Source organism: Bradyrhizobium sp. SZCCHNR1093 (genome assembly GCF_032381175.1).
GTDB lineage: Bacteria > Pseudomonadota > Alphaproteobacteria > Rhizobiales > Xanthobacteraceae > Bradyrhizobium.
In genome coordinates, this window is sequence record NZ_JAUHJJ010000001.1 from 676,924 (window position 1) to 694,700 (window position 17,777).

The 17,777-nt window shown below is 65.2% G+C and carries 12 protein-coding genes; 6 read left to right on the forward strand and 6 right to left on the reverse strand.

Annotated features, from left to right (window positions below):
- Positions 1 to 88: 88 nt before the first annotated feature.
- Positions 89 to 6,385, reverse strand: coding sequence for a VCBS domain-containing protein (locus tag QX070_RS03255; RefSeq protein WP_315734838.1), 6,297 nt, complete (start codon positions 6,383 to 6,385; stop codon positions 89 to 91).
- Between the two features lie 606 nt (positions 6,386 to 6,991).
- Here QX070_RS03255 and QX070_RS03260 point away from each other — a divergent pair.
- The 3 genes from QX070_RS03260 to QX070_RS03270 all read left to right on the forward strand — a co-directional run bounded on the left by QX070_RS03260 (position 6,992) and on the right by QX070_RS03270 (position 10,222).
- Positions 6,992 to 7,753 carry a transglutaminase-like cysteine peptidase gene (locus QX070_RS03260; RefSeq protein ID WP_409999150.1) on the forward strand — a complete coding sequence of 254 codons (762 nt, stop codon included), beginning with the start codon at positions 6,992 to 6,994 and terminating at the stop codon, positions 7,751 to 7,753.
- Positions 7,754 to 7,949: 196 nt separating this feature from the next.
- A complete protein-coding gene (locus tag QX070_RS03265; protein WP_315734843.1) occupies positions 7,950 to 8,699 on the forward strand; it encodes an ABC transporter ATP-binding protein in 750 nt (249 codons plus the stop codon).
- On the forward strand, positions 8,696 to 10,222 hold the full coding sequence (locus tag QX070_RS03270; protein WP_315734845.1) for a permease: 1,527 nt from the start codon (positions 8,696 to 8,698) through the stop codon (positions 10,220 to 10,222). Before QX070_RS03265 ends, QX070_RS03270 begins: the two co-directional genes overlap by 4 nt.
- Before the next feature lie 5 nt (positions 10,223 to 10,227).
- Here QX070_RS03270 and QX070_RS03275 read toward each other — a convergent pair whose 3' ends face one another.
- A complete protein-coding gene (locus tag QX070_RS03275) occupies positions 10,228 to 11,133 on the reverse strand; it encodes an alpha/beta hydrolase (RefSeq protein WP_315734848.1) in 906 nt (301 codons plus the stop codon).
- A gap of 110 nt (positions 11,134 to 11,243) precedes the next feature.
- Between QX070_RS03275 and QX070_RS03280 the strand changes: the two genes are divergently transcribed.
- Positions 11,244 to 12,062 carry an MBL fold metallo-hydrolase gene (locus tag QX070_RS03280; RefSeq protein WP_315734850.1) on the forward strand — a complete coding sequence of 273 codons (819 nt, stop codon included), beginning with the start codon at positions 11,244 to 11,246 and terminating at the stop codon, positions 12,060 to 12,062.
- On the opposite strand, the gene QX070_RS03285 is transcribed toward QX070_RS03280, so the two are convergent.
- Positions 12,059 to 12,511 (reverse strand): cupin domain-containing protein, encoded by a 453-nt coding sequence (locus QX070_RS03285; protein ID WP_315734852.1) that lies wholly within the window; start codon positions 12,509 to 12,511, stop codon positions 12,059 to 12,061. The genes QX070_RS03280 and QX070_RS03285 overlap by 4 nt on opposite strands.
- A 327-nt stretch (positions 12,512 to 12,838) precedes the next feature.
- On the opposite strand from QX070_RS03285, the gene QX070_RS03290 reads away from it, so the two are divergent.
- Positions 12,839 to 13,303 (forward strand): DUF4399 domain-containing protein, encoded by a 465-nt coding sequence (locus QX070_RS03290; protein WP_315734855.1) that lies wholly within the window; start codon positions 12,839 to 12,841, stop codon positions 13,301 to 13,303.
- 87 nt (positions 13,304 to 13,390) lie between these two features.
- Here the strand turns inward: QX070_RS03290 and QX070_RS03295 are convergent, their stop codons facing one another.
- The gene (locus QX070_RS03295; protein WP_315734857.1) at positions 13,391 to 14,647 is read right to left on the reverse strand and encodes an aminopeptidase; all 1,257 of its coding nucleotides are present in this window, start codon (positions 14,645 to 14,647) and stop codon (positions 13,391 to 13,393) included.
- A 938-nt stretch (positions 14,648 to 15,585) separates the two neighbouring features.
- Complete coding sequence (locus QX070_RS03300; RefSeq protein WP_315734859.1) at positions 15,586 to 15,981, reverse strand: GFA family protein; 396 nt, start codon at positions 15,979 to 15,981, stop codon at positions 15,586 to 15,588.
- Positions 15,982 to 16,340: 359 nt separating this feature from the next.
- Here QX070_RS03300 and QX070_RS03305 point away from each other — a divergent pair, with 359 nt between their 5' ends.
- Positions 16,341 to 16,904 (forward strand): hypothetical protein, encoded by a 564-nt coding sequence (locus QX070_RS03305; RefSeq protein ID WP_315734861.1) that lies wholly within the window; start codon positions 16,341 to 16,343, stop codon positions 16,902 to 16,904.
- 111 nt (positions 16,905 to 17,015) lie between these two features.
- Here QX070_RS03305 and QX070_RS03310 read toward each other — a convergent pair whose 3' ends face one another.
- Positions 17,016 to 17,627 (reverse strand): LysE family transporter, encoded by a 612-nt coding sequence (locus QX070_RS03310; RefSeq protein ID WP_315734863.1) that lies wholly within the window; start codon positions 17,625 to 17,627, stop codon positions 17,016 to 17,018.
- Between the last annotated feature and the right edge of the window lie 150 nt (positions 17,628 to 17,777).

Sequence of the window (17,777 nt, forward strand, 5' to 3'; positions counted from 1 at the left end):
CGAAGCCGGCGATCCGAGTCGTCCGGTTATCCGGACCGCGTTCCGCTCGGCGACGCCGCCGTCCGCATCGCGCGGCGGACGCGCGGGCTCAGACGAGGTGAAAACCGTCGTGATGCGCCTTGAACTGCTCAAGCGTCACCCCCTTGAGGGTGAGCGTATCGTGGGCTGCGTCGGTGATGATCGTGTCGTGGCCGCCATTGGCGGACTGCGCCGAGGCCACGAGCGCAGCAACGCTGGCGAACAGCGAGTGATCGATCTCGACGATGTCCTTGTTGACGTTGAAATCGCCGATCGTGGCGCTGCCGAAATGCGGGTTGAAGACGAAGGTGTCGTTGCCGTCCTTGCCGAAGATCGTCACGCCACCGCCGACATTGACGAAATTGTCGCTCTGGTCCGTGCCGTTGACCGTCGATGCACCATTGCCCGCCAAGGTGACGGTCAGTGCCTTGGTCGCCGTGCCGCCGTGGCCGTCGCTGACCTTCGCCTGATAGGTGATGGTCAGCGCGTCGCCGGAATTGAGGAAATCCAGGTTCACGTCGACCGGATGATATGTCCAGTGCAGGACATCGGAGCCGCCATCGGAGCTCGTGCTGTCGAAGGTGATCGCGTGGGCATCGGCCAGCGCCTGGACGTGGGCATTCGAAGGCAGGCTCAGAGAGCCATTGTATTTGATCACGCCATTTTCGACCACCGAAGCGGTCAGCGTGTTGCCGACATCCCTGTCGAGCACCGTCAAGGTACCGGACATGCCGCTCGCCAATTTCACCGGCTGATCCGGGATGTAGCCCGCCGAGACGTTGTCGAGCTCGAACGCATTCTGGCTGCTGGCAAGCACCACCTTGTTGAACGGGGACAGGCCGAGGAACTCGACATAGCCATTCGAGGCCAGCGAAGTCTGTCCGCCATTGGCGAGCAGCGGCGCGACGTCGCTGCCCGAGTAGGAGGCGACCAGCTTGTTGCCGTTGTAGAAGGAGATGCTGTTGTAGCTGTCGACCGAGCCCCAATACAGCCCGAAGCTGTTCTTGACGCTGTCGAAGGTGATGGTCTCCTGGGCGTGGCTGCCGATGCTGAGATAGTTGGTCTTGTCCACACCGTCGACCATGTAGGGCGCTGCCGACACCGGCGAGGAGCCGTGCACGATCCCCGCATTGCCGCTGGCCGTGAACGTCGCGTGCAGCGCCTGGCTGTAGAAGCTGCCATGGCCGCGCCCGTTATCGGAGATGTTGCCGGCCGACACGCGATCGAACGTTTCGGTCGGCAGGCCCTCGGCATTGGTGCTGGCGGTGCTTGCGAGCACCCTCGCCTGCTCGGCCAGGATAACGGTCTGGACCGTCGGGTTCGTTTCACCTGTGATGACGGGCGCATCCTCTGCGCCGTTGACCGTGATGGTGACGGGCACATCGACCACGACGCCGTGACCGTCGTCGATCGCGACCGTGTAGGTCAGCGTGACATGCTCGTCGACACCGAGATAGTCGAACACCTTGTCATTGGCAGCGAAGGTCCAGGCCTGCGATCCCGCACCACTGCCGGATTCTGTGAGCGAGCCGAGCGACAGCCAGCTCTTGAGCACGGACAGATCCGACGGCAGCCCGTGGTCGTTGCCGGAGGTCGCGACGCCGGTCACCTTCAAGACATGCGCATCGGTGATGTCCGCATCCTCGAAAGCGATCGTGCCGCTTACAGTGTCGAGCAGATCCGAGCCGGACATCGCCGCGCGCTCGGCGATTTCGGCCGACTGCACCTCGCTCGTCACGACCGGCAGGTCGTTGGTCCCGGTGATGTTGACGACGATCGTCGAGGTCGCGCTCTTGCCCTGATGGTCGTCGAGCGTCACCGTGGTGGTGACCGTGACGGTCTGGCCGGCGCCGAGGAAATCGAGCGAGCCGTCGGTGATGGCATAAGTCCAGTCGACCTTGCCATTGTTGGCGTTGCCGCCCTGGCTCAAGTGCAGCGCCTGTTCCAGCGCTGCGATCTGGTCCGGCGTCAGCTGACTCGACAAATCTTTCTGCTGATCGGCCGCAGTCCAAGTCACGCTCTGCGCCCCGATCGATGCGGTTGGCCGATCGGTCAGGTCGACATCGGTGAACTTGACGCTGCCGGCGACGCTGTGCTGATCGGACGCCCCTGTTTGAGCGGCCGCTTCGGTGATTGTACCGGGCCGGCCGGAATCCGCGATCACAGGCGCCGTGTCTTCGGCCGTCAGCGTGATCAGCGTTCCGTCATGCCCGTCATTGCTGCCCGCGAAATGCAAGTCGCTGAAGTCGCCTTCGAGCGTCAGGGCAATGCTGTGCCCTTCGCCGTCGATGACGGTGAGCACGCCCGTCTCGGCATCGTAAGACGCCGTTGTCGCCTCGCTCCACTTGATCGTCTGCAGATCGATCTTGTCGTCGACGCCGAGGCCGGCGATCTTGGCGGAGAAGCCGGCATCATCGATGACGAGTTCGCTGCTCCCCTCGCTGCCGAAGTCGATCGTCTGGTCCACGTGACCATCGACCGTCAGCGTTGCGCCGGCATCGACCTTGATGATCCCGGAGCCTTCGACGTCGCCGGCGATCTCGAACTTGCCCGCCGTGATCTCGATCGTGCCATAGTTGAAGATCGTTCCGCCGATGCCGCTCAGCCCGCTCGCGGAGATCGTGCCGTAGATGTAGAGCGTGCCGTCATGACTCACCTTGGTATCGGCAAGGTCGAGGATCGCACCGAGGTCGACGGTGCAGACGCCGAAATTCCAGACGTCCATTCCGGACAGGGTCACATCGTTGCCGGCGATCTCCAGCGTGCCGACGCTCCGAATTTCCAACGTGCCGCCGGTGAGCGTCGTGCTCCCGTCGAGCACCAGGATCGATTCCACCGGCATCTCACCATCCTTATCGATGATGATCTGACCGTCCGTGTTATCGATAGTAACGTTGTCGAAGGTGGTCGCAGCCGCGGTCTCGACATGCACGATGCCGTGGTTGACGAGATCGCCGCCGGTGATCGTGCTGTCCTCGATCAGCAGCAGCGCGCCGTCGTCCACCTGGACAGTGCCGCCGTTGTCGACGCTGACGCCGATCAGTGTTGCGCTCTCCTCTGCAGCGACCTGAAGCATCGAGCCGTCGCCGATGGCGATATCGACGTCGGTCAATGACGCGCTGCCCTTGACCGTCAGGATGGCCGTGATCTCCGCGAACGCGCCGGTCTCGCCGATCAGCAGCGTACCACCCGCGACGGCGCTGCCCTCGATCGTGCTGTCGCCGTCGACGGAGATCGTCCCTTCGTTGCTGACAGCGCCGCCGGCGATACTCGTGCCGCTCAGCGAGAGTGCACCGCTCAGCGCAATGGTGATCGCGGCAGCGTTCGCATTCGTGATCGTCTCGTCCTCGAACGCATTGCCGCTGCCGGACACGGCGATCGTCTCGAAATTGTCGAGCGTGCCGCCGCTCAGCGTGGCGTGGCCGATCAGGGCTATCGTTCCGCCGGACTCGTTGGTCAGCGTGCCGCCAGTAATATCCGCATGCGATAGCGTCAGGGTCGCGGAGCCCTCGACCGTGATATTGCCACCCGCATTATCGATGCTGGTGCCGCCGTTTAGCGTAAGCTCACCATCGGCCTCGACATCGATCAGGCCGGCATTCGTGACGGCTTCGTCCGAGAGGGTGTTGCCGCTGCCGGAGACCTCGATCGAGCCAAAATTTTTCAGCTCGCCATCACTGATCGCGGCTCCGCCCTTCAGAACGAGCAGGCCGTTGGCAGGTTGGGGTGTCTCCCCGCCGCTCTCCAACGTTCCGAAGTTCTGAACGATCGGCGCGCCCTGGATGACGATGGCGCCGCCATCGATGCTGCCGCCATCCAGAGTCAGCGTCGCGCCGAGGTCGACCTCGATGAGACCGGAGCTGTCCTCATCGGCGTTCGCAACGTCACCATGCACGGTCAGCGTGCCGCCGGACAGCTCGATCATTCCGGTGTTGACGATGCCGGCGTTCGCCCCGAAGACGCCGCCGCCAGCCAGCAGCACGGTGCCGGCATTGTGCAGCTCGCTTTGCTCGAGAATCTGCGCCGAGCCGCCGACGGTGATCGTCGCACCCGAGAAGTTGTAGATGCGCGAGTCGGCCTTGGCCGTCAGTGCGCCGCTGATCGTCAGCGTGCCGTTATTGTCGAGCTCCGGAACGGCGCCGCCGCCGAAATCATTCAGCGTGACCGATTTGGCGTAGGCGTAGGCGTCGTCATCGATCGTCACCGGAAAGGCCGGCGTCAGGCCGTGCAGCTGATCGGTGATGATGATGACGTCATCATCGGTGGTCGGAGCCAGGCCGGTTGCCCAGTTCGCGCCGTCGCTCCACAAATGAACCTGGCCGCCGCTGCTTTCGCCGGGCTGGGTCGTGGCGATCCAGACCACGGCCGGATCGTCGGTGCCGGTGATCGTCACCGTGATCGTCTGGGTCGACGTCGCGCCATGCGAGTCCGTCACGGTCACCGTGTAGGTGAGCGTCACCTTCTGACCCGCGGGAATGAAATCGGCGACATAGACCGGTAGGTTGGCGAAGCTCCAGTTGATCTTGCCGGTGCCGCTGCCGGTGCTGTCGGAGGCCAGGGATGCCGTCAGCGCCTGCTCGAACAGCGCCAGTGGCGCTGGCGGAATGCTGCCGCCGCTTTCAAGAACCGCGCCGGTCAGCTTGGCCGACACGCTATGGGTGTCGGTGAGGTCAACATCCTTGAACGTCAGCGTGCCGGAGGTCGGGTCCTCGGAGGTGAGCGGCCCGCCGGGCACGCTGGTGCCGCCCTCGAACGCGATGGCCGGGACGTTCGCCGTGATCTCGGGCTTGTCGTTGGTGCCGGTCACCGTGATCGTGATCGGCACCTCGGTATACTCGTTCGACGGCGCGAAATTGTTGTCGACGCGCACGACGTAGGTCAGCGTCAGCGTCTCGCCCGCGGCCAGAAAATCGAAGTAGTTGTCGGGAACACTGTAGCTCAGCATTGCCGAGCCGAAATTCTTGTTGGTCGGATCCGGCACCACCGTGATCTTCACGGCCGTCGCCATGACATCCTGCAACTGCAGGGCGTTCAGCGATGCCGTGACGTCGGCCTGCTGCGCGCTCTTGAACGCATAGGACTTGAAGCTCACCGAGACCGTCGGCCGGTCGATGTTATTGACGTCGAGGAAATTGACGCGGGTGAGGACGGTGTCGAGGTCGGCGCCGTTGCCCGTCTGACCGGCCCGCTCGGCCAGACCGAAGGTCGTGGTCAGCCGGCCGCCGGCATCGAGAATCCTGACCTCCGGCGCACCCGGAATGTGCGACGGCTGCTCGGACGTCGAGCTCGTCGTGGGTGTCGAGCCCGTATTGTCGGTCACCTGATAGGTCGGCGTCGCGCTGGTGCCATTGGGCAAGGTCAACGGCGTCAGCGTCTGCGGCACCCCGATGTCGGTGAAATGGGTTGTCGACTTCGGATTGGTGTTGTCGGTGAACTTCAGCGTGAAGACGTCGTTGATGAGCTTCTGGATGTCCGGCGTGAGCGGCACAGCGCTCTGATTCACGATTCCGTTGCTGATCTGGATCTGCTGTCCGGCCTGATTCACCACAGCGATCGGCTGCAGCGTCGTCTTGTCGAACAGCACGTAGGAGCCGGTGCGGCCATCGGGCTCGACCAGCACCTGGAACTTGGCATCGGGCAGACCGCCCTGCCCCGGCACCGTGAAGTCGATCTCGACCAGCACGGCGGTGCCGCGAATGCCCATGGTCGCCACGGGCGTGTCGACCTTCATGTCGCCGTGCTTGGCGGTCTCGCCGGCCACGAACGAGATCGTGCCGGCAACGAGGCTGATCAGCGAGGAATTGTTCGACCCGTTGGGATCGTACACCATTTCATTCAGCACCATCCGCGCATTGGACGACAGGCCGAACACGGTGCCGTCGATGAAGGTGATGCCGAGCGTCGAATCCGAGCCGGACTGGACCACGTCGCCCTTCTCGACGTTGTCGCCGTTGTGAAGGAGGATCGAAACGCCGTTGCGGATGACGGTCGCGGTGCCCTGCAGCTTGGTCACATGGCCGATGACCTTGCTCACGCTCGCAGCCGCCCCGGCCTGGCTGACCTGCACCGCGCCGGAGAGCGCATTGACGAGGTCGCCGGTCAGATGCGCGCCATCCGGTGACGCCAGCGGCGCCCGTTTCTCGCCCTTGAAATAGTCCGGCAGCACCATTTCGCGCCCATCGGACGAGAGGATCAGGTCGAGGCCAGACCGCTTGAAATCGGCATTGAACAGAAAATGCGCGTCCGGAACGACGATGGCGTCCGTCGGTGCATGGGCATGCGGGGCCTCCAGCCGCACGTGACCGTGCGAAGAGGCGCCCCGGCCTTCGGAGAAAAGCGCGGCGTCAGAATTGCCAGCGTAATTCACGGGGCTACCGACTATGGTTAATGAATACATAAGAATGAGTGTTCAAGGCGTGCATATCACTGGCAAGTGTCTGGCGGAACCACCTTCAGCTTGTGCTTCAGGTGGCCAAAAACGACGACTTCCGCGGGATCGCTACGATGTTGTCGAGTTTTCGCTCTCTTTAAAGTTGGCGCCGGCCGAGGTCTGCCAAGTCAAAATTCACATCGTTTCAGAAAACAAAAGTAATTCCAAGTATTCATAGACCATCCAATACCTTTGCCGACATCAACATCCGCACCGGCTTACCCCTGACAACGGATTTCAAGTGGAGGACTGCGGGTGGGAGAACAAGAATCGGCGAATTGCATCAATTTGGCAGGAGCTGCAGCTGAGTTCGAAGCACAACTTCACCGCGAACCCTCCTGACCTTCGCGACCCTCGCTCAGCTTTCGCTAGGATTTGTCGCATCGGAGCAACACAACGTTCAGCGTAAATCCTGCGATTTGGTCGCCGGATTGCCGGTTTTAAGCAGAGGCCAAGCCTCCGCACCCATGCTGACCCCCAACAAGCATCCGGTTCCGTCAGGCGCTGCGTCGCGCCGGCCGAGATCCGGGCACGGGGCGTCACATGAATTTTCTCGCGCTGATGCGCGCCTCGCTGGCGGCCGCGGCCGCCAGCGCCGCCATATGGATCGGCAGCCCAGCGAGCGCCGGTCCTGTCGCGCAGCCATTGGGGTTCGCAACCGCCATCGAGGATACGGCGGAACCATTCGGCCTGCCGCGGGTCGGCCTGGAGGCCGGCGCGTTGCGCGACAAGTGGTTGACGCTCGCGCGCAAACTCGAAGACGAGCGCGTGCAGCTTGCGCTGTGCGATGGCGACCGCGAGCGCTGCGTCTCCCCCACCGCCCTCAGCCTGCTGGCGATCATCGATCAGGGCCGTATCCGCGCGGGACGGGCCAGGCTCGGCGAGATCAATCGCGCGGTCAATCTGGCCATCCGGCCGGCCAGTGATCTCGCTCAATATGGCCAGGTGGACGTGTGGGCCTCCCCTCTCGCTACGTTCGAACGCCGTGCCGGCGACTGCGAGGACTACGCGATCGCCAAGTTCGTCGCACTTCGGATGGCTGGCATTGCCTCCGACGATCTGCGGATCGTGATCCTGCACGATGTCGTCCGGGGCGAGGATCATGCCGTCGCGGCGGCGCGCCTCGACGGGCATTGGCTCATGCTCGACAATCAGCGCATGGCGATGATCCAGGACAGCGATGCGCGGCAGGTGCGGCCGTTGTTCGTGATCGACGAGACCGGCATCTCCCGGTATCAGGCCTTGCCCCTGATGGCGGAGGTCCAAGCGCTGTCGCCTGAGGGGACGGCTTCCGTAAACCATTGACGATCGCGCATCGTTGCCGCGCGCCCACAACTTGAGACGTGGCCGGGAGTTCGCGGGACGAGCACGGCGGGAATGCGGACTGTGCGCCGACGGAACCGGCCGGCGCCGAAGGACACGATGCGGCGGCTCGTTCACCGCGCCGCAACGAGTTGCATCCACATTGCAGACGCGAACCGATCGAGGCGATAGTGCCGTCATGACCCCAGGCAGCCCCGCCCTCGCCGTGCGAGGATTGACGAAGTGTTTCGAACGGCCGGCGGTCGATGCACTCGACCTCGTGGTGCGCTCGGGCGAATTCTATGCACTGGTCGGCCCGAACGGCGCCGGCAAGACGACGACGCTGCGCATGGTCGCGGGCCTGCTGCGCCCGGATGCCGGGCGGATCGAGATCTTCGGCATCGATGCGCTGCGCGACCCGATCGCGGCCAAGCAGGTGATGGCCTGGGTCTCCGACGAGCCCATGATCTACGACAAGCTCACGCCGCTCGAATATCTCGAGTTCGTCGCCGGACTGTGGGGCATCGATCCCGCGACCTCGAGTAACGCGGCAACCGAACTTCTGGTCTCGCTCGGGCTGGAGCCGCATCTGCACGAGCGCTGCGAAGGCTTTTCCAAGGGCATGCGCCAGAAGGTGGCGCTCGCCGGCGCGCTGATCCACGACCCGCGGCTGATCATCCTGGACGAGCCGCTGACGGGCCTGGACGCGGTGTCGGCGCGGCACGTCAAGGGCCTGCTCGCCGAGCGCGTCCGCCGCGGCGACACGGTGATCATGACCACGCACATTCTCGAAGTCGCCGAGCGCATGGCCGACCGGATCGGGGTCATCGCCGCCGGGCGCGTCGTCGCCGAAGGCACTCTGGCCGAGCTGCGCCAGCAGAACGGTCGCACCGACACCAGCCTGGAGGAGCTGTTCATCGCGCTGGTCGACGTCGAGTCCGCGGCATGACGCGGGCGGCGACGCTCGCCTGGTTCGCCCGTCACGAGCTCAGGCTCGCCTGGCGGGAATGGCTCGGCATGATCACGGCCGGCAGGCGCCGCCGCACGCGGGCCGCCGTCATCGGTCTCGTGCTGTTCGGCGCCCTCATGCATCTGCCGGCCTGGATCGTGGTCGGTCGCTACGCCGATCTCGAGCTGCCGCTCGACAAGACCGCGCTGATCGTCATCACCGCGACCATCATGCTGTCCTGGGCGCTGATGCTGTCGCAGGCGATCGAATCCGTCACCCGCGTGTTCTACGCGCGCGCCGACCTCGATCTCATCATGTCGTCGCCGGTGCGGTTGGCCGAGATCTTTTCGGTCCGGATCGCGGCCATCGCGCTCTCCGTGACCAGCATGGCGCTGCTGCTCGCGACACCGTTCGTCGACGTGCTGCTGATCGAGGGCGGCGCACGCTGGCTCGCGGCGTTCGTCGTGGTCGCGGCCGTCGGCCTGTCGGCGGCGGCGATCGCCATTGCCATCACGATCGTCCTGTTCCGCCTGATCGGCCCGGCGCGAACGCGGCTGGTCGCCCAGATCCTGGCCGCCGTGATCGGCGCCGGCTTCGTCATCGTGCTGCAGATCGCCGCGATCGTGTCCTACGGCACGCTGTCGCGCTTCGCCGTGCTCACCTCGGATGCCGCAGCCGCCATCGCGCCCGATCCCGACAGCATCCTTTGGCTGCCGGCCCGCGCGGCGCTCGGCGACGGCCAGGCGCTGCTGATCCTGCTGGCCGCAGGCCTGCTGTTGCTCGGCGTCGTCATGATGGTGTTCTCGCCGCGCTTCGCCGACACCGCGATCAGCGCCGCGGCCCAGGGCATCTCCAGCCGCGCCGGCGCACGCGTCAGGTCGTTTCGGGGCGGCTCGCGGCAGCAGGCGCTGCGGCGCAAGGAGTTCATGCTGCTGCGGCGCGATCCCTGGCTGATCTCGCAGACGCTGATGCAACTGCTCTATCTGGTGCCTCCGGCGCTGCTGCTGTGGCGCAGCTACTCCGACAGCTCGCAGGCGGTGTTCCTGATCACGCCGGTCGTCGTGATGGCGGCGGGCCAGCTCGCGGGCGGCCTCGCCTGGCTCACCATCTCCGGCGAGGACGCGCCCGAACTGGTGGCGACGGCGCCGCTGCCGGCGACGCGCATCGTGCGCGCCAAGGTCGAGGTCGTGCTGATCACGATCGCGGTGATCTTCGCGCCTCTCGTGCTCGCGCTCGGCTGGGTCGCGCCGGCGCAGGCGGTGATCACGGCCGTTGCCGTTCTGGTCGCGACCGTCTCCTCCACGGCCATCCAGCTCTGGTTCCGGATCCAGGCGCGGCGCAGCCAGTTCCGCCGCCGCCAGACCTCGTCGCGGCTGGCGACCTTTGCCGAGGCGTTCTCCTCGATCGGCTGGGCGGCGACCGCTGCACTGGCGCTCGCGCTGCCCGAGGCTGCCATCGTCTGCGGCCTGATGACCGCGGGCCTCTTGCTCGCAGCCTGGAAGCTGAGGCCGGCACGAACCTGAAGCGTTCAGCGCAGCACCTCCATCACGGCAGCGGCGAACGCCGCCGGCTCTTCCTGCGGCAAATTGTGGCCGGCCCGCGCGATCACGCGATGGCCGATCCGGTTGCTGAACTTCGCAGCATGCGCCTGACCGTCCGTTGCCGGGATCACGCCGTCGGCGTCGCCATCGAGCGTGATCGTGGGCACGGTGACGACGGGCTGGCTCGCCAATCGCCGCTCCAGCTCCTGATAGCGCGGATCCCCATCGGCCAGCCCGTAGCGATGGCGATAGCTGTGGATCACGACGTCGACGTGATCTGGATTGTCGAACGCCGCAGCAGAGCGCGCGAAGGTCGCATCGTCGAAGCGCCAGTGCGGCGACCATTGCTGCCACAGCAGCCTGGCGATCTCGGCGCGGTTGGCGGCAAGCCCGGCGCGGCCGCGCTCGGTCTGGAAGTACCATTGATACCAGAACGCGAACTCGCGCGGCACCGGCGCCGGCTCCAATGCCCGCGCAATGTCCTGGATCAGGTAGCCGTTCACGGAGACCAGGCCCGTGCAGCGCTCGGGCCACAGCGCCGCGCCGACGCAAGCCGCGCGGCCCCCCCAATCATAGCCGGCGAACACCGCGCGCGGGATCGCCAGCGCATCCATCAGCGCGATCAGGTCGGCGCCAATCGCAGCCTGCTGCCCCGAGCGCGGCGTCGATGCGTCGCGGAACCGCGTCGGGCCATAGCCGCGCACATAGGGGACGATGACGCGGCAGCCATGAGCTGCAAGGCGCGGCGCGACCTCGACGTAGGAGTGGATGTCGTAGGGATAGCCGTGCAGCAAGATGACGACGGGGCCGTCGGCCGGCCCGCTCTCGAAATGGGCGATGCGGAGCACGCCTGCATCGATCTCCCGCAGCGGCCGCAACACCCGATCCGTCATGCCATGCTCCCGCATCGTTGCGCCGCCCTGTCCAGCCGGACGTCGCGCCGAGGATAGTTCTGATCCGGATTCCTCGCTACACTCACACGCGCTGTTGAAGAGGAACCGCCATGCTGCGCCCGCTGGTCTCGCTGCTTGCCGTCCTGGTCTCGTTCGCATCGCCCGCTGTGGCGCAATCGGGGCCGCGCACCAGCGAGTGCCTGGCGATGGCCAGCGCCCCGCCGCGCGCCACGCCTGTCAGCTTGCGCCGGGCGGCGGCGGCCGGCAACGAGGTGACCATCACCTATGCCGGCCACTCGACCTACTTCATCGACACGCCGATGGGCATCCGCATCGCCACCGACTACAGCGGCGCTTATCAAGTCGGACGGCTGCCCGACGTGATCACCATGAACCGGGCGCACTCGACGCATTACACGCTGGCGCCCGATCCGCGCATCCCGCATGTGCTGCGCGGCTGGGGCGACGACGGCAAGCCGGCCCAGATCTTCGAGCGGATCGGCGACGTGCTGATCCGCAACATCACCACCGACATCCGCCGCTACTTCAGCGATTCCATCGGCGCCGACATGATCAAGGACGGCAACTCGATCTTCATCTTCGAGGTTGCCGGCCTGTGCATCGGCCATCTCGGCCATTTGCACGTCAAGCTGGACGAGACGCATTTCGCCGCCATCGGCCGGCTCGACGTGGTGATGGTGCCGATCGACGGCACCTACACGATGTCGCTCGACGGCATCTCGGAGATCACCAAGCGGCTGCGCGCCTCCGTGGTGCTGCCGATGCACCGCTTCGCGACGCCGCTCGACGCGTTCATGCGCAAGATCGGCCAGCAGTTCGAGATCGACCGCCGCGCCGAGCGCAGCTTGAAGATGTCGCGCGAGCTGCTGCCACAGGTCCCGACCGTGATCATCCTCGACGGGGTCTAAGCGCCCGCGAGGCTGGTGCCGCGGCGGCCTTCCGGCGTCAGGAACATGCGCTTGAGCTTGTTGATCACGCGCACCGCGAGGCCGAGCAGGTAGGGCTGCGTCTTCAGGCAGAAGGCGAGCTTCTTGACGTGGCCCTCGACATGCCATTTGGCATGGGCGCCGTCGCGGAAGAAGATCACGTCGCCCGGCCCATAGCGCTTCGCCGGCATGCCCTCGCTCTCCAGCACGATCGCGCCTTCGAGGATCAGGATCGTCTCGTCGAAATCGTAGTACCAGTTGAACTTGCCCTCGGTGCAATGCCAGACGATGGTCGAGCCCAGCCCGTCGCTGCTGCGTGCGATGGTGCAGGAGGTCGCGGTCGGACTGCCCTCGATGATCCAGGACGGCTCGATCGGAGCGGGCGCCAGGTCGACGGCGAGATTGGCGGTTTCGATCAAGGACGGGGACATCTTGGACCTCAAATGCATCGGATTGAAATGACCGGCTGAACGGCGGCGTGAGCCCGCGACCGTAGCCGATTGCACCTAATGGCTGCTTTCCGAAGTCGTTAAGATTTGAACCGATCGCCGCGACCAGCCGTCGCATCACAAACACGCAAGCGCTATAAACTCCACGCGAACGCCGCAATTTGTTCGCGGCCTCGCCAAACCTGCTGATCTACTCTTTGACCGCACTGCAAGATGCGGACAGGCTTCCCTCTGGTCGCCCTGCCCATCCTGAGTTGTGCCGTCGCCTTTAAAGATTTGCCGCCTTCGCAGAGATAAGGATTTCCCAGGATGCGCCGACTGAGCCTCGCACTCGCCCTCACGCTGTCCGCCGCCACCCTTGCAACCGCCAGCCTCGTCATGGCGGGCGAAACGCCCGCCCCCGACAACGCCAAGGCCTACTTCATCAACCTGAAGGACGGCGACACCGTCTCCTCGCCGGTCCTGATCCGTTTCGGCCTGTCCGGCATGGGCGTTGCCCCGTCCGGCACCGAGGCCCCCAACACCGGCCACCACCACCTGCTGATCGACGCGCCCGCGCTCGAGGGCGACTCGCTCAACGAGGCGATCCCGGTCGATGCCGGCCACGTGCATTTCGGCAAGGGCCAGACCGAAGCCTCGGTCAATCTCACGCCGGGCAAGCACACCTTGCAGCTCGTGCTCGGCGACTGGAGCCACATCCCGCACAACAAGCCGGTCATGTCGGAGCGGATCACGATCGACGTGCAGGCCACCACCGGCAGCGCCAAGCAGTAGGCACGTTCGACCGACGACGACACCGCCGCGAGCATCGCTCGCGGCTCGTTTCGGGCCGGTGCACGCGTGACGCCGGCCCGTCATGCATCAGGCCCACTCGCCCTTGCGGAACACCGGCACGCGACGGCCATCTTCATGGAGGCCGTCGATGTCGGTGTCGGCCGCGCCGATCATCCAGTCGATGTGGATCAGGCTTCGGTTGCCGCCCTGGGCGGCGATCTGCTCCGGCGACAGCGAGGTGCCGTTGATGAAGCATTTCGAGTAGCACTGGCCGAGCGCGATGTGCGAGGCGGCGTTCTCGTCGAACAGCGTGTTGTAGAACAACAGGCCGCTCTTGGAGATCGGCGAGGAGTGCGGCACCAGCGCGACCTCGCCGAGCCGGCGCGCGCCCTCGTCGGTGTCGAGCACCTTGTTCAGGACCTCCTCGCCCTTCGAGGCCCTGGCCTCGACGATGCGGCCCTCCTCGAACCTGACCTGGATGTTGTCGATCAGCGTGCCCTGATAGGACAGCGGCTTGGAGCTGACGACGTGACCCGACACACGGCGGCAATGCGGCGTCGTGAACACTTCCTCGGTCGGAATGTTGGCATTGCAGGTGATGCCGTTCTTGGCGGTCGAGGCGCCGCCCTCCCATTCGTGGTCGTCGGCGAGACCGATCGTCAGGTCCATGCCGGGTCCGGTGTAATGCAGCGCGCTGAAGCGCTGGCCGTTGAGCCACCCGGTGCGCTCGCGCAGCACCGCGTTGTGGCGCTCCCAGGCGGACACGGCATCCTCGCGATCGACGCGCGACGCGGCGAAGATCGCATCGGCGAGCTTCGCCACCGCGACCTCCTCTGGCACGTCCGGGAAAACCAGCTTGGCCCAGGACGGGCTCGGATAGGCGATGATGTTCCAGTTGGTCTCGAAATTGGTGATCTTCTCCAGCGCCGGCTGGTAGGCCTTGGAGTTCGCCTTGCTGGCACGTGCCACCTTGGCCGGATCCTGTCCCGACAGCAGCATCGGATTGTCGCCGACGATGGCGAGCCGCGCGGTGTTCTCCGAGAATGCCTTGGCCATGCCCTGGTAGAGCCAGTCGGCGGCGCGATCGAAGCTGTTGTCATGACCGAAACGGTAGCGCGCCAAGGTCAGCTCCTCGTCGGAGAAGAACGAGGTCACGATTCCCGCACCGGCCTTGTAGGCGTGCTCGGCGACCTTGCGCACCAGCGGCAGCGCCACCGACGGCGCGGTCAGCAGCAGATCCTGACCCGGCTGCAATTGCAGGCCAACCTTCACCGCCACCTCGGCCAGGCGGTCGAGCTTGACGGGATCGATGGCGGCATCGAAGTTGCGCGGATGTGCGGTCATCAGGGTATCCAGTTCCGTTTCTTTGCGGTGTTGAAGAGATAGGCCAATCGAGAAGGGGGTCAATGGGAAAGGGGCTTCCGTGCCGCGTTGTCATCGCTCGCCGTATCCTCCGCTGTCTTCCCGGCGAACGCCGGGATCCATACTCCGCGGCGTCTGTGATGATGCGCGGCTGTGGCTCCAGCTCGGTCCAGCGCAGGCTTCGGTGTTTATGGGTTCCCGCTTTCGCGGGGACGACACGGGAGTATTCGGTGGGCCTGTCACCTTATCACTGCGTCATCGCTGCGCGGGATGGCCACGAAGTTTGCCGGCGTGGCAGCTCATCCTCGCACCCGCTTTCGCGTCCGAGTATTGCTCTTGCAGTCACCCTCTCCAAAGCGAGGGTGCAGGGAAGGCCGGACCTCGACTGAGGCCCGTGGCCCGCCTGCTCAAAAAATGCAGGCGGCAGGTACCACAGGTCCAGCCGGACGATCCGGCCCTCCCTGCGCGATGGCTTTAACGGCTGCTTCGCATTCTCCCCGGTGCGCCGGGCTTTCTGGTCACCGTCACCCACGCGGCGCCGTTGGCGCCGGCGCAGGCTTGATACTGGCATCGGAGTATCAGGACCACGCGACTTGACCGTGCGAGCCGATGTTGTTCGTCCGCGCGAATGACCACGCTGCAAACCGGCCCGCCCATCACATCCCACCTCCACGCTTCGTGACGACCGCGCAGCGCCCCTCGTCGATGAGGCGGGACAGCGACAAAAAATCATGATTTTCCGAAATTGCCAAGCGGGATATTTTTTCTGCCGGGACTGGACAGCCCAAATCAGCCTGAACTTGCTCGTGAAATCGGATTCCGGACGCAGCGGCGATCGGGCGTATCTGACGCCTCGACAGGCTTGTCCGATCTCGGCACGAGGGGCATGAGTCGCCCGACGAGCGGCATTCTTGATCGTGTCAGTCCTCGACGCCCAGCCCGTCACCATCGACGTACCAGTCGGCGCGGGACGCCCAATGCACGTGGCGATCGGGAACGGCGCCGAGCGGCTCATCGAAGCCTCCGGCGGGAATGATCGCCTCGCGGCCGCTGCGCGTCAGATGTGGCATCGGGCTGCCGCAAGTGCTGCAGAAGGCGGTGGCGAAACTGCGCGCCCGGGGCAAGTCGAACCGCGTGACGTTCGCCTCGCCACGCAGCCAGCGCAGCGCCGCCGCCTTGACGATGACCTCACAGGAGTGCGCCGTGCCGCTGGCCTTGCGACAGCGCGAGCAATGGCAATTGAGGAATTTGTCGAACGGCCCGTCGACCTCGAAGCCGACCTGGCCGCAGAGGCAGCTGCCGCGGAACGTGGTCATGACGATCTCCTGTCGTGGTCTGGAACGGAATGTCCAAGAGCGCTGCACGCGTGGAGGATGTTACTTGCCATGATTGCTTATCCTGATTGCATCCTTGCAGCTATCAGGACGACTGAAGGCCAGTTGCGGTCGCCGCGCTGTTAGTCGGTAGTCTGACCTTCCCAAAGCGGAACATTCATTTGTTGTGAGTCATCCTCGACGTCGAGAGTCAATCATTCCGAATGATTTGGAACCAGTCTGAGCGGGCAGCGCCGTCCCGCATTTGCATGGCTCAGGGGTGATTCGGTCACCTTGAAGACATGTTTAGACGTTGATTGGCGCGCGGCAGGGGGATTTCACAGCGTACAGGAGTCCTCCGAATGTACCGCGTTGTTATTGTCGTCGCCGCATTGCTGGCTCTCTCCGTTCAAGCCGAGGCGCGTCCTCGTCACCATCATCATCACTACTCGCACCGTCACCACTCCTACATGAACGCGATGGCCTCGATTCCCGGCGAAGGTCGCGTCGTCGGCGGCCGCCCATCGGGATGTCCGCATGCCTTTTGCGGCTGCGAAGCGTCGCTCTACACGTTCGGCCGGGTCGTTCCCGAGCTGAATCTCGCATCGAACTGGCGTCGCTTTCCGCGCGCAGCTCCCGCACCGGGAATGGCTGCCGTCCGGTCCGGCCACGTCATGATCCTGCAGCAACAGGTCGCCGGCAACATCTGGTATGTGCATGACGGCAATTCCGGCGGCCACGTCACCCGCGAACATCCCCGCTCGATCGCCGGCTACACGATCGTGAACCCGAATGGCGGTTCCGCGATGTTCGGCGCGGCGGCTCGTGTCACGCGCGAGGCCCGTGCGCCGAGCTACCAGCGGCTCGCCCGCAACACGCGGCCGGACGGCTGGATGGCCAGCGCGGCGCCGATGGCCTTCAACTAGGTCCTTGATAGCTTCGCGACGCGGCCTGCGGCATCCGAATCGAATGCTGCAGGCCGCGTCGTCTAGCCTGCGCGCGCGCCCGCTGGCAGCACCAGTAACAAGCGGAACCGTTCACAGAGCGCCAAGGGCGGGCGCCAGGATCACACAGGCCAGCAGCGCCAGGGCCGCAGCGCTGCAGCGATAGCCGAGCGACGCCGGCACGACATGCCCGAGGCCGCAGCGCAGCGTCGCGCCGAGCACGATCCAGGCTCCTCCGATCGTCGCAGTCGAGAGTCCGAGCACGACCAAGAACGGCCATAGGCTCGCCGCATCGCCTTCCAGCGGCAGCAAGGTGAAAGCGAAGATGATGGCCTTTGGATTGAACAGCGTCGTGATGAACACGCCGCGCAGGGTGACCGGCGCCGCATCGCTTGCGCTGCTGCCGCTGCCGTGGCGCCAGAGCGCGGCAGCGAGGCGCAGCAGATAGAGCACGACCACGACACGGAGAGCCTGTCCGACCAGCGGCGCGGTCGCGACGAGCGGACCGAGCGTGATGCGCAGCGTCGCGATCGCGAGCAGATAGCCGGCAAGCTCGGCGAGCAGCAGATGAACGGAGGCGCGCACGCCACGACTCGCACCGGCAGTGGCGAGCAGCGTATTCGTTGGGCCGGGCGTAACGAGCAGCGCTGCGCCCGCCGCACCGAAGGTCAGGATATCCATGACCGCATCAAGCACGCGCGCCATGCGCTGGCCTTGACGCGCGTCAACGTCCGGCGCCGCGGGCTGCGGTCCCGTTTTCCGGAACGGCTCGTATGTCGGCTTCATTGCGGACGGTGGTCGGCCGCGCCGCATGATAGGATCGTATGGCAGCATGCAGGGCGACTGATTGACTTG